Source organism: Candidatus Phycosocius bacilliformis (assembly GCF_003112735.1).
Classification (GTDB): Bacteria; Pseudomonadota; Alphaproteobacteria; order Caulobacterales; family Aquidulcibacteraceae; genus Aquidulcibacter; species Aquidulcibacter bacilliformis.
Genome location: NZ_BFBR01000001.1, coordinates 255,374 through 272,193, shown reverse-complemented (window position 1 = coordinate 272,193; position 16,820 = coordinate 255,374). Strand labels below are relative to the sequence as shown.

The window sequence follows — 16,820 nt, the reverse complement described above, 5'->3', positions numbered from 1 at the left end:
CCTACTGTGCCAAGGCCACAAACAAGTCAGCCAAGCCGACCCGCCGAGGCTCGCCGAAGCCACGCAACTTGTCCGCTGGTACATTGTCGAACACATATGTGGTGCGGCCGAGCAGTGAGCGGCTGTAGAGTGGCTTCAAGGCTTCGGCTTCTGCCTTTTGGTTATCCAGCACATCCACCGCCAGGAACCGTTCGGCAATGTCATCCATCGCCGCATCCAAAGTGACAGATCCATCGCGGATGAAGATCGCATGGCTCAGGATCGGCTCAACTTCGTCCACTTGGTGGGTCGTGATGATGACCGTCCGGGTCTCGTCAAAAAAGTCGGATAGAATGGCGTCATAGAAGCCCCGGCGGTTGACGATATCCAGCCCTAATGTTGGTTCGTCCAGCACGAGGATGCGCGCGTCGATCGCCAAGGCAATGGCCAGATGGACTTGCACGATCATGCCTTTCGACAAAGCCTTTATCCGCGCATTGAGCTGCACCGTCGTGGTCTTGAGTCGGGCAATCGCCTTGGCTTGGTCGAATTTGGGATGCAGGCCTGCAACCCAGTCCAATAGGTCGGCAACTTTGGCCCAACGTGGCAGCGTGGCAACATCGGCGATGAAACAGACTTGTTCCATCAGCTTGGCGCGCTGCATCAGCGGGTTCATCCCCATCACTTGCAACTCGCCGTCATAATTGGACAGGCCAAGCAGGCAATTGAGCAGGGTGGATTTCCCGGCCCCATTGGCCCCAATCACGCCGACGATGCGGCCGGCTGGCACCTCGAGGTCTGTTGGCTTAAGGGCCTGCTTCTGGCCATAGCTTTTGGCTAGACCTTTGGCGCTAATCAACACATCCGTCATTGCCCGTTCCCCTCAACTTCTTTCAATAATTCCTGCACACTCAAGCCAAGCCGCCGAATGCGAGTCACGACAATTGGCCATTCTTCCTTGAGAAAGGTTGTGCGCTCGCTGGCGCTCAAGCCCGTGCGTGCCCCATCAATAACGAACATGCCCAACCCACGTCGACGCTCAACAAGGCCTTCATCGGCCAGTTCTTGGTAGGCCTTGGATACGGTCAGTGGATTGACCTGCAGATCCAAAGCAACCTGCCGTACCGAGGGCAAGGGCTCGCCCTCCTTGATGCCGCCATCGAGGATGGCAGCTAGGACGCGGTCCTTGATCTGCCTCCAGATGGGTTGATCGTCGCGCCAAGCTTGCGTCATTGACAACTCCTTATGTGCTAGCACGTGCTGTTCTAGCGTTGTGGTGTATTGGTAATGTAATACACCATGGTTGTCAAGCGGCTATTTGAGGTCCTGGGTTTGGCACCCGATTTTACGATGGCCAGCATCCAGCGCACAGCCTACTGGCACTGGTCGCGCGCGGGCCGCCGTCAATGTGAGAGGTGGCTATCGAATGGGGCTTGCCCGCGCGGCGCTGAAATAGATGGCATTCATCATCAGAGAATCGAGCCCGTCAGCCATCCCGCGATATGTGGGGTCGATGGTAAAGGCCACCACATACCCCCGCCCGCGCGGCTGTACACTTACCGCTGGCTTATAGGCCAATTGCTGGCGCAGGTCGTCCCAGACAATGCCGCTCACGCGTAGCTCATCTGGCCCATCAAACCGCACCACATTGGCACCGACATCAGCTGTTACTGGACGGAAGACTTGGTTGCCGGTGACCATCATGTGCAGTCGGGGGGCCAGACCAGCGGTCAGCCAATGGTCGGGATCGGTTGACCCGCGCAAGATCGCCCCGTCTAAGTCTGTTGGCTCGCGGGTTGGTTCTGCAATCACCTGACGATAGGCGGCTTCATCGGGGATATTGATGCCCGCCACCCCATCACTGCCTGGTTTGGCCTTGGCTTCCCCGGGTCGGCCTTTGGCTTCGGCCTCTGTCAGTGTGGCTTGTTCGCGCCGCAGGCCGATGAGATCAATGTCGGGGTCGGCCAAAAAGGATGTTGCACTGCCAAGCGAGATCAGAACCCCGCCATTCTGCACAAAATTGCGCAAATTGCGGATGCCGGCCTCGCCCAAGCTGGCGGCATAATTACCTTCCCCATCGGGCAGGATCAGCACGTCATATTGGTTGAGCGGCAGTCGTGCGAGCCGGCTGACCCGGACCGGGGTGACAGGAACGGCAAACTTGCGCTCCAGCACATAGCGCGTTGCCCCGGCTGAATTGCGGTCTGCGGGGCTGTCCCACGCCAAAGCAATGCGGGGGTCACGCAATTTCACAGCCTTATCAGATCCCAGGCTGGGTCCCTGTGTCACCCAAGAGGAATCAAAGCCTGAAACCACTGCTCCCGTCGCCGCAGCCAGGTTGGCTACTTTTTCAGCTACATCTGGCCCATTCTCACCACGGTTAATCACCAGACTGCCAGCCGGAAAGGCGCGGCCTTCCAATGTGAAGCCGCCTTCCATGGCTCGCACCACCAGCCCCTCTGCCAGTGCGCGCGCCATGAAGCGGGACGTCGCAGCCGAGCCCGAGGCCAGCACAAACGCAGCTTTCGCCTCACTGCCCGTCACTTTACCCGGTTGGATCATGGTGGGGTCTGCGCGCACAGTCGTCACCACGGGATCGAGCGTGCAGCCTACCGTCTCGACATTGTACAATAAGGGAAGAGACCAGCCCGTGACGTCATAAATCTCGTCACCCAATCCGGCCCGCCGCCGCCTTTGTTGTTCAGCCACGAACTTGGGGTCCATCGCGGTGTCAGGCTCGAGCAGGTTGCGGATAAGCCTTTTGGTCGGCTGGGCAGCAGAAATCACATAAGAGCCTGGGGCAAATGTTCGCCCGCAGGCCGAGAAACTGGTTGTCGCGCGACCAATGTCGATGCCTTGCCGGGTCAGGACGGCAGCCAGCTTGTCGGTACTGGCCTGATCCTTTTGGGCAGGCAGGATATAGGATTTGATCGGTTCAGACCGGCCTTCGGCAATTGCACTGCGGCGGAAATCATAAAAGGAGCGCACAAAACGGCCCCGCTCGCGCGAGGCTGTTTCCAAGGTAGACATTACAGCGATGAATTGGCTGCGGACCGTGTCGGCGAAAGTAAAGCTGGTGCCATCCGACCGCCGCGCCACAAGACCGCGAGCCGAACCTTGTTCAAAGGTCATGGAGATCGTGCCCTGCGTCGTCGGCCAACCATCTCCATAACCGGGATAGAACAGGTCATAATCTTCCCGGGTGAAATAGGTCAGGCCGAAATGATCAAACCAGCGTCCATTGTTTTGGCCCAATAAGGCCTTCAGTGCCATCTGTTCACTGGTGACATTGGGGTTGATCGGCTGGGCTTCAGGAGGGAAGAAGAAGCTGCGGTCACTGCCCATTTCATGGCTGTCCACCATCACAACTGGGTAAAATTTCAAAACGGCGTCCGTATGGCCCCGCGTCTCGGGTTGGGTCAGAGCGAACCAGTCACGATTGAGGTCAAACATCATGTGGTTGGATCGTCCGCCCGGCCAAGGCTGATCACGTTCGGCCGAGGCACTATCAGCATTGGCACGCAGTCCCATGCCCGACAGATTGCTATTGATAAAGCGCTCGCGGCCATCAGGGTTCTGGATCGGCACAATCACCACCAAAGTGTTGGCGCGTATCGCTTCCAGGCGGGGATCTCCGCGCGCAGCCAACAGGTGGTAGGCCAGCTGCAAGGCTGATTCTGCGGGTCCAATTTCATCACCATGAACCGAATAGGCCAGCCAAACAATGGCGGGATGGCGGGCAATAATGGCCTCAGCTTCTCCAGGACCCAGCTTGCGCGGATCTGCCAGCTTCTGAGCATCAGCCTGAATAGCGGCGAGATTGGCAATCTTGTCCGGCGAGCCGATGGTTGCGTAAATCAGCCGCCGCCCCTGCCAGCTGCGACCATAGTCAAAAATCTTCATCCGGTCAGGCGCATAGGCTGCCAGCGCTTCGAAATAGCGGAGAATGCCGGCGTGGGGGGTAATTGCTTCGCCCAATTGATAGCCTAACACCGATTTTGGCGAAGGCACTTGGGGATCATAATTGGCACCGGGCCAATAGAATTCTGGGTCAATCTTGGCGACATGTCCAACTGCCCCCAACTCTTCATGGGGAATGGCATAGGACTGGGCTAAGGCGGTTGCTGGAACCAATGCGCTGGTCGCAAGCCAAGCCAAAAGCATTCGAGATATTGTCATGAACCGCCCCTAAGTGAGCCCGATCGAGCAGGTCTTCTGTGTAGAGGGGGCGGGGTGGGCCTTCAAGGCTTTAATCTGCGCTCAGGCCCTACGCGAAAGGCCTATGCCAATGCGTGCAGGTAGGGTTGTGTGCCTGCGTCGGCATGTGCAGCCTCTGGGGCATGGGTTGCGCGGATCAATGCATTGGCCAAAGATTCCGCACTAATCGGCTTGGTGACAAAGTCCGTCATGCCAGCAGCCATGCACTGGGTCCGATCTTCCTGACGCGCATTGGCGGTCAAGGCGATGATGGGGGTGTCCCGGTTTGGCCCGCTGCCAGCCCGAACCCGCTGGGTTGCAGTCAGGCCGTCCATCACAGGCATCTGCACATCCATCAGCACAACATCAAAGGCGCGCAGCGCCATGGCTTCCAAGGCTTCCACACCATTGGTGGCCCAACTTGTTTCCACCGGCCACAAATCCAGCATGGCAGCCAGGATTTGACGGTTCAGGTCATTGTCGTCGACAGCAAGGACTTGTAGCGGACGGGCGATCTCGTTTGGGCCATTTGCTTCATAGATCACCAATTCCTGTTCATCGGAGGCCTCAAAATGCGCCTCAAACTGGAAGGTTGAACCCTGTCCAGGCTGGGACGTCACAGTCAGATCACCCTGCATCTGCTGGGCTAGGGACTTGGCGATCGCAAGGCCGAGTCCCGTGCCTCCAAAACGGCGCGTAATGGTGCTGTCGGCTTGGATGAAGGCTTTGAAGATCGATGTTTGTCGGTCGGCAGGTATGCCTACGCCAGTATCAATCACCTCGATAATGACATGACACTTCCGGGCCTCAGTCTTGCTGCGCAGCCGGATCGTCACGCCGCCGGTGACTGTGAATTTCACGGCATTGGACACCAGGTTGAACACGATTTGGCGCAGTCGCGTGGGATCGCCAATCACCATGTCCTGATCAAGCCCGGCGGCGTCAATCGTCAGTGTTAGGCCCTTGGTTTCCGCATGAGGCCCCCACAAAGTCTCAATCTCGCGGGCCATTTGGCGCAGGCTGGTGGGATGCTGCTCGATCTCAAGTTGGCCGGCCTCAATCTTGGCATAATCCAGCACATCATTGACCATCGCCATCATCAAGCGCCCGGCTTCATTGAACATGCGGACATAATTGGCTTGGGTTTCGTCCAGTTTGGTCCGGGCCATCAATTCAGCAGACCCCAGCAGCGCATTGAGCGGGGTACGCAATTCATGGCTCATCATCGCCAAGAAGCTCGATTTGGCCTCATTGGCATGTTCGGCTGTTTGTTTGGCCACTTCAAGGGCAGCTTCGCGGGCGCGCCTTTCGGTTTCATCGCGCAGAGCAATGATACGGAAGACGCTGCCATCCACCCGGCCAACACTGAATGTTGCCGAGAAAGGCACGTCATGGCCTGCAGAATGGCGGCCAGAAAAATTGCTGACTTGCCCCTCGCGCAGCTCCTTAGGGTCCAAAAAGCGATCAATCGGCAGACCCATAACAGTGCGGGGATTCTCGATCCCAAATGCGTGCGCAGCGGGCCCGTTCATCAAAGCGATGCAATTGTCGTCATCCAATGTGATCAGGGCGTCACGGGACTCCAGAATATAGCGTGTCAGGGTTTGGCGTGCTTCCAATGCAATCTGGGCATTGAGTTCAGCCATTTCTTCCGACATCAGCGTGATGGAGCGTTCCAGTCTGTGGCGCGCGCGTGCATCGTCGTCATAGGCAGACGAGACCAGGGCGTAGAAACGTTCCTGATCCAGTGTGCCATCCGGGCCCGTGCACAGTTCGATTTGGCGCGCCAGCAGGCTATGCATTAGGCTGCCTCAAACACCGTCACGGTCATGGTTTGATTGTGCAGATTGCAAGTGCCTTGGAACCCATTGGGTGAAATCTCTCCATAGGAATAAAAGCCTGCGTGGGCGATACCGCCCAGAGCGTCAACCACGGCCCGTACTTCCTCAGTTGCCCGTTGGCCCAAAAGCAGTCGCCGTCCAATACAGGACACCAACATGGCAAAGCTATCTGCGCTGCCGCCAGCGGCAGCAAGGCCTGCCTTGCCAGCCCCTTCGATCAGCCCATTGGTTTCGCCGACCATCAATTGCGCGGTCCAACCCTCGGGCATGTCGCCGGCAAAGGTCATGGCACCTGTCGTCTCATCAATTCCCAAGATGGTGCGAACCACTGTGTCGGCGGGGTTTGCGGGATTGCTGACTTGGAGCGGATAAAAGAGAGCCGATCCAGGCAGCTTGTCGGCCTCATCGCCCAGATAGCGTTTGTAAAGCTCAAGAGCAGACTTGTTGTCGAGCTGGTAAAGCGTATTGCCATCAGATTTGGTGATTTTGCGCATCGGGCCAAAAACTTCCCAGCCACCGAATGAGCCGGTCCGCAATCTTAGCCCGCTACCGAAGAAGCCAACCGCGACAACTTTGCCCGGTGCCAAGGCACCGCGATAGCCCACGAGTGTCTCCCCGAAGCGATCGCCATCTCCGGCCAGGCCGCCGTTAATGGATGCATGTGGCCCTAGGATTTTTCGGAACCCTTCCACCAAAGCCGATCCATTCACCCGTGCGCCGTCTGAGACAATGAAGACCCCAGCCAAATCGCCACCGGTAAAGCTGGCGGCCAGCTTTTCGCCCAGGGCTGCGCTTTCACTGGCTGCCCCAATATCGGCTTCCACGACTTGCACGCTCACATTGTCGAAACCCAAGCAGGCCGCGAAGCCACCCCCAACATAGGCTTGGCGATTGGCAATCTCCCCGCCGGTGGTGCAGCCGATAACTTGCGTATTCGGCATCAAGGCGCTGAGCGTTGAAAACGCCTCAGTTGACCGAGCTATCTCTGGATCAAGGAAAACAAATGCGACTTCGTAAGCCTGACTTTCGAAGTCCTCTGGAAGTTGCCAGCTGCCATTTTCAAAGTGCAGAACCTGATGGCGCATGTTTCACCCCTGACGTGACCTGATGCAAAATCTGTACACTTAATACCCGAAACACATTGATATTTCGTTGCGGGACTCGGTCAGAAACCATCTTTGGTCGGGGTAATCTCTAGTAGCCGTTCAGTTTGGCCCACCGATCGCGGTGAAAGGCACTTGATCCGTAGACGGCTTCAAGAACCCGTGCCCGCTTCAGATAAAGACCGCTGTCATGGGCATCCGTCATGCCAATGCCGCCATGCATCTGGATGGTCTCATTGGTCACCAGTTGGAGCGTATCGCCCGCACGGGCTTTGGCCAAACTGACGGCCTCACCGACACCCTTGCCGCGTTCGATTGCGTCGATGGCAGCAACCACACAGGAGCGCGTCAATTCAATCTCCACCAACATTGTGGCGGCCCGATGTTGAAGGGCTTGGAACGAGCCGATCAGCTGGCCAAATTGGGTCCGCGTCTTGAGATAATCATGGGTCATGTCAAAGGCTGCGCCAATAAGGCCCATCATCTCACACGCAATGCCGACGCGGCCATAGTCCAAGATGAGGTCAAGTGTGGCTGGGTCTAGCGGCCCGCCACCCAGCAAGGCGTCGGCATCGACAGAGACGGCTTCGCAATCAATATCTGCCAGATCGCGGGAATCCACCCCAGAAAGTGGCTTTCTGCTAATACCCTGGGCGTCTGCGGGCACCAGGAAAGCCGCAAGACCGTCATCGAGGCGGGCCAGCACGATGAGGATAGCCGCATGGCTGCCATCTGGAACAAAGCGCTTTGTCCCTGACAGGGTCCAGCCTTGGGCAGCCTTTACCGCTGTGGTGGCAATCTTGTCGGGGGCGTGATGGGCACCCTCATCGAGGGCAAACGCGAAACTGACCTCGCCACTGGCGATCTTTGGCAGATAGGCCGCTTTCTGCGCCTCTGTACCCGCCAATTTCACCGCCATAGCCGCCATCAGGCCAGTTTGGAACAAAGGTGAGGTCCCCAAAGTTCTCGCCTGGGCTTCCAAAATCAGCCCCATCGCCCGAAGCCCCATGTCTGAGCCGCCATGCGCCTCAGGGATCAGCGCGCCGGTAAAGCCCATGGCACCGATTTCATCCCACAAATCAGGGGCTAAGGTCTGTTTTCCATCACGCAATTTCCGGAAAGCCGAAACGGGTGCTTTGTCAGCAAAGAAGCCATCGGCGGCATCTTTCAACAGGGTCTGGTCTTCGTTTAATGCAAAAGCCATGTCTTCCCCCTATTGATGGTCGCGCAGGCCAAGTACGCGCTTGGCCACGATATTGAGATTGACTTCGGACGTGCCACCTTCAATTGAATTGGCCTTGGCACGCAGCCAGTCGCGCGTGGCTTTCAGTGCCTCCGGACGATAGCCCTCGCCTTCCCAGCCAAGCCCCCCCATACCCAGAGCTTCGACCAATAATTCAGTCTTATCCTGATTAAGCTTGGCTGCCGCAATCTTCAGGACAGAAGCATAATGGGAAACTTCAGCCCCGGCCTTGGCCTCTTCTTGGCCGCGCCGCATGGTGAGGTGGAAGGCGCGCTCATACATGCGCTGGCGGGTGATGCGCGATCGCAGATCGGTATTGGCGAGCTTACCATTATCAAGCCCAATTGAGTCCTTGGCGGCCTCCACCAGATCAAGCCCGGCTCCGCTGCCAAAACCCGAGGCCGAGATATTGGTGCGTTCAAATTGCAGGATGCGCTTGGCGACATCCCAACCCCGGTTGAGCGGGCCCAGCATCTGGGACTTGGGCACGCGTACATTGGTCAAGAAGGTTTCGCAAAATGGCGATGCCCCTGAGATCAGCTTGATCGGGCGCACCTCGACACCAGGCGTCTTCATGTCGAACAAGAGAACCGAAATCCCCTCATGTTTTGGCGCATTGGGTTCGGTGCGCACAAGACACAGCATCCAATCGGCATGATTGGCGTAGGAGGTCCACACCTTTTGACCATCCACAACATAATCATCGCCATCCAAGACGGCACGCGTTTGCAGGCCTGCAAGGTCTGAGCCCGCGCCGGGCTCGGAATAGCCTTGGCACCACCAGGTCCGACCATGAACCATGTCAGGCAGATAAGTTTGTTTCTGCTCTTCTGTACCAAATTCCAGGATCACAGGCCCAAACATCCAAATCCCGAATGACAACAGGGCCGGGCGGGCCTGAATGCGGCGTAACTCATCCTGCAGGATGCGGTTTTCATCATTGTTGAGGCCACCACCGCCATAGGCCTTGGGCCAAGTCGGTGCAGTCCAGCCTTTTGATGCCATGGCATCCAACCAGGCTTTGGCATCGGGGTTCTTAAACGTGGCATTGCGTCCGCCCCAGACGGCTTCACCTTCTGGCATAGGGGTACGCATGGATGGGGGGCAATTGGCTTCCAGCCAAGCACGGGTTTCCAGCCGGAACGTCTCGAGATCTGTCATGATGCCTCCGCTCACCTGTAGGGTCGCCTCTGACGGGCGTTACCATAGTCTTAGTGTGGCAGGCCAAGTCTGGCTAGCCCTCGCAGGCTGTCAGCTTTAGCGAAAGCCCATGTTCTGAGAGCCGGTGGTAAAGCCCAACAAGTTCACGACATGCACCAGCATGAACAAGCTCAGCACAGCAAAGATGAGTGAAAGGGTCGTCCACGGGATAAGGCGGACCTTGCCGAAGACGGCAGGTCTGGACGCGCGCCAAGAAGCAAAAGCAAAACCTGCCATGCCGATGGCAAGCAGGATAAGGGTGGGTGTCCAGTCCATGCCAAATGTCGCGGTCGGTGTTTAGCCCGTTTGGGGTTGCTTGCCGTCTGGAAGATTGACCGGGGTGTTGCCACGTTTCAATCGTGCCTCGGGACCATGATTGGTTTTGTCCCAAAATGACGGTGAAAGATAGATGCGCCACAGCGCCCGAAACAGCGCCGGAATCTGACAGAGCTGGTAAAGTGGCCAGGTCAGGCAAGCCCACCACAGGCCCATCCTTCCATCGCGCTGGATCGCGACAGCACTGACAAGGACTTGGATCAGCCACATCAGCCCATGCCACATAAAGGCTTGTTGCGGGCCGATTTGCAAAGACAGGCTGAGTGTCATTGAACCCGCCATGAGCCAGATGACAGCTTGCAGTGGCCCGGTTGCTAAGCCGAGATAGAAGCCCAGCAAGCCGCGGACTCCCAATTGCCGTGTCAGTTTTATCGGCTGTCGCAGATGCAAGCTGAAGGTTTGAATATGGCCTTGGATCCAGCGGCCCCTTTGACGTACCCAGCCGCTCAGCGTCGGTGTGCCCTCCTCAAGCGTCGGCGGTGCAATCAGGCTGGCACAAAAACCAAGGCGCGCCAGCCGAATACCAAGGTCGGCATCCTCCGTGACATTGAAAGGGTCCCATCCGCCCGCCGCGCGCAAATGCGCAATCTTGAAATGATTGGAGGTTCCGCCCAGCAAAAGGAGGCCTGAGAGCTTGTTCAAAGCAGGCAACACAACACGAAACCAGACCGCATAATCAAGGGCAAATTGTCGACTGATCCAGCTTTCGCTTGCGTTCCACACCACCAAAGGGGCCTGAACGACAGCCAGATTTCTTGGCCCTGTCTGGAATGCCTGAAAAGCAGCCCGTATCTGGGCCGGATCCGGCCGGTCTTCGGCGTCATAAACTGTGACAAAGCGCCCTTGGCAAAAGGGAAGGGCTGTTTGCAAGGCACGTGGCTTTGTGCGTGGTCCTCCCGGTGGAAGGCTTATGACGCGAAATGACAGCAAGTGGCTGCATTTGCTCAGGGCACGGTGAGTGGCCCAATCGTCGCTTTCGCAGGCAAAGATGATTTCCAGCTTCTCTGGTGGCCAATCAAGCGCCATGAGCGCGTTGACGAGATCGGGAACGCTGCTGGCTTCGCGATAAAGGGCAATCAGAACCGTCCAGATCGGTATGTGCGTGTCTTTCCAGTTCTGTTTCGGGTCAGTTATTGGCTGTGAGAGCTCGGCTATTGGCTGAAGGCAGGCCCAAAGGCGGAACAGAGCCATGAGTACCCCTAGACCCAATAAAATGGTGGAAATCCAACTCAAATTCAGTGGCTTGAGTAGGCCGAGAAGAGCCAGGACAAGACACAAAATGATCAAGGTCGACACGGTTCGTCCGGCTGGCCGGGCCGATGACAAATTTGGGTCCAGTTTGGCGAGTGCAACCAAGGCCTTGGCCACAGCCTGTTGGACGGCCTGTGGGTCTGGATTGGCGCAAGCTTTGAGCGTCATTGTGTCTCACCTCATGCGGCGACAGACACAACTCCGTCACGATACAAGATCGCCGAAGCCAGAAAACCGAATCAAACCAATACCTGTCTAGTAATTTATGGTTGCGGTGACTGGCGCTGGGATTGCCACCCTCTGGGGTGGATCAGGCGGTTGCGCGGCTGCGCAGGGCTGGCTAGAAGCGGGCCAGTAGTTTTGCACGGCACAAGGGGCAATCCATCCATGAACGTCCATGAACATCAGGCCAAAGAAGTCCTCGCCCAGTATGGCTTGCCCGTGCCACCAGGTATTGCCGCATTCTCGGTAGATGAAGCCAAGGCCGCTGCTCAAAAGCTGGGTGGTTCGATGTGGGTGGTGAAGTCCCAGATCCATGCCGGTGGCCGCGGTAAGGGCAAGTTCAAAGAATTGCCACCAGAAGCCAAGGGCGGTGTGCGACTGGCTTTTAATCTCGATGAAGTCGCTGCCCATGCCAAGGATATGCTGGGGAATACTTTGGTGACTGTCCAAACCGGCCCGGTCGGTAAGCAAGTCCAGCGGCTTTATATCGCTGGCGGCGCAGATATTGATCGGGAATTATATCTCTCGGTTCTGGTTGACCGTGGCACAGGCCGGGTCGCTTTTGTGGCGTCCGAAGCCGGCGGTATGGACATTGAAACCGTCGCCCATGACACGCCTGAAAAAATCTCAACCATCGTCATCGATCCGGCGACCGGGGTGACCCCTGCCAATAGCGCCGCGGTGGCAAAAGCGCTGAATCTTAACTCAGACCAAGCAGACGCATGCCATGATCTGTGCGTGAAGCTCTATACCGCCTTCACCAAGGGCGACATGGAGATGTGCGAGATCAACCCGCTGATCGTTGAAAAAGGTACTGGCAAGCTCGTCTGCCTAGATGCCAAGATGAGCTTTGATTCCAACGCGGAATTCCGTCACCCCGAATGGGCCGCCATGCGCGACCTGTCGGAAGAAGACGATAAGGAAATTGAGGCCTCCAAATATGATCTGGCCTATATTGCGCTCGACGGCACAATCGGCTGCATGGTCAATGGTGCAGGTCTGGCGATGGCGACCATGGACATCATCAAGCTCTATGGCGAAGAGCCTGCCAACTTCCTCGACGTGGGCGGGGGTGCCACCCGCGAGAAGGTGACCGCCGCGTTCAAAATCATCACGGCTGATCCGGCCGTGAAGGGCATTCTTGTCAATATCTTCGGCGGTATCATGCGCTGTGACGTGATTGCAGAAGGCGTGGTGGCAGCCGTAACCGACGTGGGCTTGAAAGTCCCGCTGGTGGTGCGGCTGGAAGGCACCAATGTCGAGTTGGGCAAGAAAATCCTGCGCGACAGCGGTCTGGCAGTTGTTCCTGCTGATGATCTGGCCGATGCCGCCCAGAAGATCGTCGCAGCCGTCCGTAAAGCGGCTTAACAATCGACTGTGCCATGATGAGCAGCAAGGGGGGCGGTGGCCTCCCTGCGTCATCTTGCGTGGTGTCCAAAGTCGGCTCTGCCGCTCTGACCATTGGTCAGCCCTATGGCCCAAGCGCCGCGCGAACCCCATGCCTTTCATGAGGTGCCACCTAGCCCTCGGCGGCGTGCCGCGCTAAAGCCCGTTCATGTCTTCATCACAGCCACCCCCATCTTCCAAAGAGCCCCTTGATATCTCCGTCGTGGTCCCCGTTCACAATGAGAGTGGGGCTGTGGCCAGTCTGGTGGGCGAGATTGCGGCCGCCCTTGATGGCTGGGCCTATGAGATGATTTTTGTCGATGATGCCTCTCGTGACGACACGCTCGCCAAATTGCAGGCACTGAAAGCTGAATATCCAGCCCTACGTGTCCTGGCCAATCGCAAGAATGCCGGCCAGAGCCGAGCGATCATGAATGGTGTCATAGCTGCACGGGCACCGGTGATCGGAACATTAGATGGGGACGGCCAGAACGATCCTGCTGATCTGCCAAAGTTGCTCCAGCAACTCAACCGGGCCGACGCCCCAAAGGAACTGGGCTTTGTGGGTGGCCGCCGGGTCAAGCGCCAAGATAGCCAAGCCAAGAAGATCGCGTCGCGTCTGGCCAATCATGTCCGCCAAGCCCTGTTGAAAGATGGATCGGATGATTCCGGCTGCGGCATTAAGGTCGTGCGCCGCGACCTGTTTATGCGCCTGCCCTATTTCGACCATATGCATCGCTACATGCCTGCATTGGTGCAGCGGGAAGGGGCGCTGGCCGAGTTTGTTGAAGTCAACCATCGGCATCGGTCGACGGGCATGTCGAAATACACAAATCTCGGCCGCTTGCTGGCGGCCCTGACGGATCTTTTCGGTGTGATTTGGCTGCGGACGCGCCGACGTGACTACGGCCATGTGGACGAATGGTGAGCTTGGGTTCACTCTGCCCGCGCGGCCGATGGATGACGGGGTGATTCGCTGCGATGATGGTATTACGTCGGATTTTCGAGATGGTGCCGATCCTGACCGTGCCGGTCGTGATCTACGCCTTCTTTGCGGCCATTACCGCCGCCACACGCGGGCCAGATATCTTCACACAGGCCATGGAAAGAGGCGCTTTTGTGCTGACCATGCCATCTGGCGCGCCTTGGGCTGTGTCGGGTGGCGATCTGTTGCTGATGCTGGGTCTGTTTATTCTGTTCTTTGAGCTCACGCGCGGGGTGGGGGTCAGCCGTTATGCCATCATCCACCATACGCTGGCGGTCTTGTTGGCGCTGTGTTGTGCGGGTGCGTTCTTGGTGTTTGAGGCCTTTGCCACGTCGACTTTCTTCTTGCTGACACTGATGTGTTGGCTCGACATGATTGGTGGTGTGATTTTCAACATCGCCAATGCGCCATCGGGCGGTCGTGGCGGCGGGGGCGGGGATGCTTATGGAGATTGAGCGCCATGGCGCTTTTCTTTGATGCAGCCTGGTTCAATGCGCGGCTAGCCGCACTTAATCTGTCTACGGATGATCTGGCTCACGCACTGGGTTTGTCCGCACAAGATCTGGCTTTGGTCTTCAAGGATCAGCGTGAAGTCGACGCCCGTGAGGTCGAGATTTTGGCACTTCTGCTCAAGGCTGATCCTGTTGAGATTGCCAATCGCTGCGGGATTTCGACCCCCGTGCCGCAACCCCGCTTGGCCGAACAGGCCCGGATCGACGCTCTGGAGCGCAAGGTTGCTTTGCTTGAAGCCCGATTAATGGCGCTTGAGGCGCAGTCACTCTTGCGCTGAGCGATCAGGCAATCAAACGCAAGCGCGGCGGAAGAAGACGACGCGGCTTATAGGCTTTGGACCCGCGCAAATTGGCGAAGGGGTCTTCTCCGGCCAAGCCTGCCTCCATCAGGACATGAATGGCAAAGGCTGCTGCCGCGCTATTGGCATCGTAGCGCACCCGGTCTGAGGCATTGGCTGATCGTGTCCGGTGGCCTGTGTCATCTTGACCCGCACGGTGAAGCGCTTCCTGTACAGGTTCCACTGCTGGAACAGCCGTTACCCTGTGCCGATATGGCACAACCGGGCTGGCTGCATAGGGAAGTAGGGCGCTCATGGTCTGCGCGTCGCAGACCCTGTGCCAGTTTTGGTCGATCTAGATTGATGGCGTTAACTTGCTGGTATGAATGGCGTGAACCTTGGCCCGTGGTCCCTCGCCACTCGCCATCAGTGCATGGATCGGGCCTTGGAAAAGCCCTGAAAAAGCAGGATCAAACAGGTTCAATCCGCCAGTAAAGGCCCCAAAAGCTGGCATGATCAGACTGCGGCCATCGGTGACAAAACAACGCCGCCTGACACTGCCGCCGCGCCTGCCATTGACGCGCGCGCAAGGGTGGAGATGGCCCGCCACTTCACCGGCAACTTCCCCGCTGGGCTCGTGACGGAAATAGAGCCCGTCATGGCCCCATTCCTGGACACGCAAACCCGCAATCCAGTCAGGCGGTGCTGGGTCATGATTACCTTCAATCCAGATCATCTGTACACGGCTTACCAGCTCTTCAAGCCGTTCACGATCCGCCAGACTGAGGCGTAGATCGGCACCAAGATCATGGAAACTATCGCCAAGTGCTATCAGCGTCGCGGGCTTGAGCTGATCGATTAGAACCGCCAGCCGCGACAGAGTCTCGGCCGTATCAAAGGGCGGTAACATCATTCCGCGGGCTGCAAAGGCTGAACCTTTTTCAAGATGGAGATCTGACACAATCAGAGTGGCGCTGCGGGGCAAGAACAGCGCTGCATCCGGCAGGGCAACAACCGGGGTTTCATGAAGGATGAAATGATGACCACCTGTCAGCGGTGCCACCTTATTTGCTGACCCCGCCGCTCTCAGCCTTGGTTGCTTTCTCGGCTTCCTTCTTCAACTCGTCCCGTTCGGGATCCAGGAGACGCTGGGCCGGATGAGATTGGGATTGACGCCATACTTTCGGCAATTGGCAGACCCGAACGGACTTTTCAAACACACTACCCATCACCATGGTTGAGCCTGTGCGTACCGCCACGGTCGCGCCGGAAAAACCATCACTACCATCCTTGAGATAGACTTGGTCAATCGCCCCGCCTTTGCCTGAGGCGGCAGGCTCAAGGATCAAGATCTGGCTTGGCGAAGCCTTTGCCGGATTGCCCGCATGTTGAATGAACGTCAGCATTTTTGGATGCGCTCCAATCCAAACAATGCCTTCAGGATCAACATCCAGATTATCCACGCCAGTGCCCAGCAAAGCCCCGTCGCGGCGTTTCAGCGCCCCCGTGGCGGGGTCCCTGTCATAGATAAAGATACTGCGGCTGATCGTGGCGCTGGCATAAAGTGTGCGGCCATCATTGGACAGAGCAACCGAATTGGCAAAGCCTAAGCCCGTATCTTGTTTGCTGGCCTTGCTGCCGTTGAAATACCAGATGGCCCCGGTCCGATCATTGCCAAGGATATAGCCAAGGCTTTCAGCAAAGGAGCCGCGCGCCAAATCGCTTTCACTGGTGGCGTAAAAGCTGTCGGGCCCCGTGGCGGCAATGTCATTAATTCGTGTGACACCAGGAAGTGCCACAGACCGGCGCAGCTTCAGCATGCCGTCGCTTTGCACGTCGAAAATTTCAACTTGCGTGCCCGTGTAATCGGTTGCGCCCTTAGGGTGATTGACCACCATGACAGTCGATGTGCCGTCAGGGCCGCGGTAAAGTGATAGACCATGCGGATGGAAGGCAGCGGGTAGGCCGCCCGTTAAGTCCTTGCGGTCCACCGCCTTGACAGGATCAGCCGCCGACAGGGCGTAAATCGCGCCACGGACAGGTGCACCCTGTGCCGCAGCACGCCGATCATCGGATGAGACATAGATACGCCCAGCTTGGCGGTCGATGGCCAGGTCTTCAGCGCCGGGCATGCCGGATATGTCTTGGCAAGAACCGTCAAACACAGGGACCAATGTGGTGAATTCGCCTGAGCGGGCGGCCGTGCGAAACCAAGTGAAGGATAGGATGCCAACAAGGGCAACTCCGCTGAGCAAGATGATTTGCGACGGTTTCATGATTGCGACGT

Annotated in this window: 16 protein-coding genes; 4 read left to right on the top strand and 12 right to left on the bottom strand. The window is 57.5% G+C overall.

Going from position 1 to position 16,820, the window contains the following annotated elements; translation table 11 throughout:
• Nucleotide 1: 1 nt before the first annotated feature.
• The 9 genes from PbB2_RS01415 to PbB2_RS01375 form a co-directional block, all read right to left on the bottom strand.
• Complete coding sequence (locus PbB2_RS01415) at nt 2–850, bottom strand: ABC transporter ATP-binding protein (RefSeq protein ID WP_108983496.1); 849 nt, start codon at nt 848–850, stop codon at nt 2–4.
• Nucleotides 847–1,212 carry a GntR family transcriptional regulator gene (locus PbB2_RS01410; RefSeq protein WP_108983495.1) on the bottom strand — a complete coding sequence of 122 codons (366 nt, stop codon included), beginning with the start codon at nt 1,210–1,212 and terminating at the stop codon, nt 847–849. The genes PbB2_RS01415 and PbB2_RS01410 overlap by 4 nt, the downstream gene beginning before the upstream one ends.
• A gap of 186 nt (nt 1,213–1,398) precedes the next feature.
• Entirely contained in the window at nt 1,399–4,158 is a 2,760-nt protein-coding gene (locus PbB2_RS01405; RefSeq protein ID WP_108983494.1) for a M14 family metallopeptidase, read from the bottom strand.
• A gap of 101 nt (nt 4,159–4,259) precedes the next feature.
• Complete coding sequence (locus PbB2_RS01400; protein WP_108983493.1) at nt 4,260–5,978, bottom strand: ATP-binding protein; 1,719 nt, start codon at nt 5,976–5,978, stop codon at nt 4,260–4,262.
• A complete protein-coding gene (locus tag PbB2_RS01395) occupies nt 5,978–7,102 on the bottom strand; it encodes an FIST signal transduction protein (RefSeq protein WP_108983492.1) in 1,125 nt (374 codons plus the stop codon). The genes PbB2_RS01400 and PbB2_RS01395 overlap by 1 nt, the downstream gene beginning before the upstream one ends.
• A gap of 109 nt (nt 7,103–7,211) precedes the next feature.
• Nucleotides 7,212–8,324 carry an acyl-CoA dehydrogenase family protein gene (locus tag PbB2_RS01390; protein ID WP_108983491.1) on the bottom strand — a complete coding sequence of 371 codons (1,113 nt, stop codon included), beginning with the start codon at nt 8,322–8,324 and terminating at the stop codon, nt 7,212–7,214.
• 9 nt (nt 8,325–8,333) lie between these two features.
• Complete coding sequence (locus PbB2_RS01385; RefSeq protein WP_108983864.1) at nt 8,334–9,524, bottom strand: acyl-CoA dehydrogenase family protein; 1,191 nt, start codon at nt 9,522–9,524, stop codon at nt 8,334–8,336.
• A gap of 96 nt (nt 9,525–9,620) precedes the next feature.
• Entirely contained in the window at nt 9,621–9,800 is a 180-nt protein-coding gene (locus PbB2_RS01380; protein WP_145959862.1) for a hypothetical protein, read from the bottom strand.
• 60 nt (nt 9,801–9,860) lie between these two features.
• Nucleotides 9,861–11,318 (bottom strand): glycosyltransferase family 2 protein, encoded by a 1,458-nt coding sequence (locus PbB2_RS01375; RefSeq protein WP_108983489.1) that lies wholly within the window; start codon nt 11,316–11,318, stop codon nt 9,861–9,863.
• A gap of 219 nt (nt 11,319–11,537) precedes the next feature.
• Between PbB2_RS01375 and sucC the strand changes: the two genes are divergently transcribed.
• The 4 genes from sucC (at nt 11,538) to PbB2_RS01355 (ending at nt 14,533) form a co-directional block, all read left to right on the top strand.
• The gene (gene sucC, locus PbB2_RS01370; RefSeq protein ID WP_108983488.1) at nt 11,538–12,740 is read left to right on the top strand and encodes an ADP-forming succinate--CoA ligase subunit beta; all 1,203 of its coding nucleotides are present in this window, start codon (nt 11,538–11,540) and stop codon (nt 12,738–12,740) included.
• Nucleotides 12,741–12,927: 187 nt separating this feature from the next.
• Entirely contained in the window at nt 12,928–13,686 is a 759-nt protein-coding gene (locus tag PbB2_RS01365) for a glycosyltransferase family 2 protein (protein ID WP_108983487.1), read from the top strand.
• A gap of 53 nt (nt 13,687–13,739) precedes the next feature.
• A complete protein-coding gene (locus tag PbB2_RS01360; protein ID WP_108983486.1) occupies nt 13,740–14,198 on the top strand; it encodes a hypothetical protein in 459 nt (152 codons plus the stop codon).
• 5 nt (nt 14,199–14,203) lie between these two features.
• A complete protein-coding gene (locus PbB2_RS01355; RefSeq protein WP_108983485.1) occupies nt 14,204–14,533 on the top strand; it encodes a DNA-binding protein in 330 nt (109 codons plus the stop codon).
• A 4-nt stretch (nt 14,534–14,537) separates the two neighbouring features.
• Here the strand turns inward: PbB2_RS01355 and PbB2_RS01350 are convergent, their stop codons facing one another.
• The 3 genes from PbB2_RS01350 to PbB2_RS01340 are packed head-to-tail and all read right to left on the bottom strand — an operon-like array spanning nt 14,538 to nt 16,809.
• Nucleotides 14,538–14,849 (bottom strand): hypothetical protein, encoded by a 312-nt coding sequence (locus PbB2_RS01350; RefSeq protein WP_108983484.1) that lies wholly within the window; start codon nt 14,847–14,849, stop codon nt 14,538–14,540.
• 39 nt (nt 14,850–14,888) lie between these two features.
• Entirely contained in the window at nt 14,889–15,596 is a 708-nt protein-coding gene (gene pdeM, locus PbB2_RS01345; protein WP_192576101.1) for a ligase-associated DNA damage response endonuclease PdeM, read from the bottom strand.
• Between the two features lies 1 nt (nt 15,597).
• On the bottom strand, nt 15,598–16,809 hold the full coding sequence (locus PbB2_RS01340; protein ID WP_108983482.1) for a strictosidine synthase family protein: 1,212 nt from the start codon (nt 16,807–16,809) through the stop codon (nt 15,598–15,600).
• Nucleotides 16,810–16,820 lie beyond the last annotated feature (11 nt).

Bases quoted from the DNA above. Each gene is read 5' to 3' on its own strand.
- PbB2_RS01415 (WP_108983496.1), bottom strand. From the start codon at position 850: ATGACGGATGTGTTGATTAGCGCCAAAGGTCTAGCCAAAAGCTATGGC.
- PbB2_RS01410 (WP_108983495.1), bottom strand. From the start codon at position 1,212: ATGACGCAAGCTTGGCGCGACGATCAACCCATCTGGAGGCAGATCAAG.
- PbB2_RS01405 (WP_108983494.1), bottom strand. From the start codon at position 4,158: ATGACAATATCTCGAATGCTTTTGGCTTGGCTTGCGACCAGCGCATTG.
- PbB2_RS01400 (WP_108983493.1), bottom strand. From the start codon at position 5,978: ATGCATAGCCTGCTGGCGCGCCAAATCGAACTGTGCACGGGCCCGGAT.
- PbB2_RS01395 (WP_108983492.1), bottom strand. From the start codon at position 7,102: ATGCGCCATCAGGTTCTGCACTTTGAAAATGGCAGCTGGCAACTTCCA.
- PbB2_RS01390 (WP_108983491.1), bottom strand. From the start codon at position 8,324: ATGGCTTTTGCATTAAACGAAGACCAGACCCTGTTGAAAGATGCCGCC.
- PbB2_RS01385 (WP_108983864.1), bottom strand. From the start codon at position 9,524: ATGACAGATCTCGAGACGTTCCGGCTGGAAACCCGTGCTTGGCTGGAA.
- PbB2_RS01380 (WP_145959862.1), bottom strand. From the start codon at position 9,800: ATGGCAGGTTTTGCTTTTGCTTCTTGGCGCGCGTCCAGACCTGCCGTC.
- PbB2_RS01375 (WP_108983489.1), bottom strand. From the start codon at position 11,318: ATGACGCTCAAAGCTTGCGCCAATCCAGACCCACAGGCCGTCCAACAG.
- sucC (WP_108983488.1), top strand. From the start codon at position 11,538: ATGAACGTCCATGAACATCAGGCCAAAGAAGTCCTCGCCCAGTATGGC.
- PbB2_RS01365 (WP_108983487.1), top strand. From the start codon at position 12,928: ATGTCTTCATCACAGCCACCCCCATCTTCCAAAGAGCCCCTTGATATC.
- PbB2_RS01360 (WP_108983486.1), top strand. From the start codon at position 13,740: ATGATGGTATTACGTCGGATTTTCGAGATGGTGCCGATCCTGACCGTG.
- PbB2_RS01355 (WP_108983485.1), top strand. From the start codon at position 14,204: ATGGCGCTTTTCTTTGATGCAGCCTGGTTCAATGCGCGGCTAGCCGCA.
- PbB2_RS01350 (WP_108983484.1), bottom strand. From the start codon at position 14,849: ATGAGCGCCCTACTTCCCTATGCAGCCAGCCCGGTTGTGCCATATCGG.
- PbB2_RS01340 (WP_108983482.1), bottom strand. From the start codon at position 16,809: ATGAAACCGTCGCAAATCATCTTGCTCAGCGGAGTTGCCCTTGTTGGC.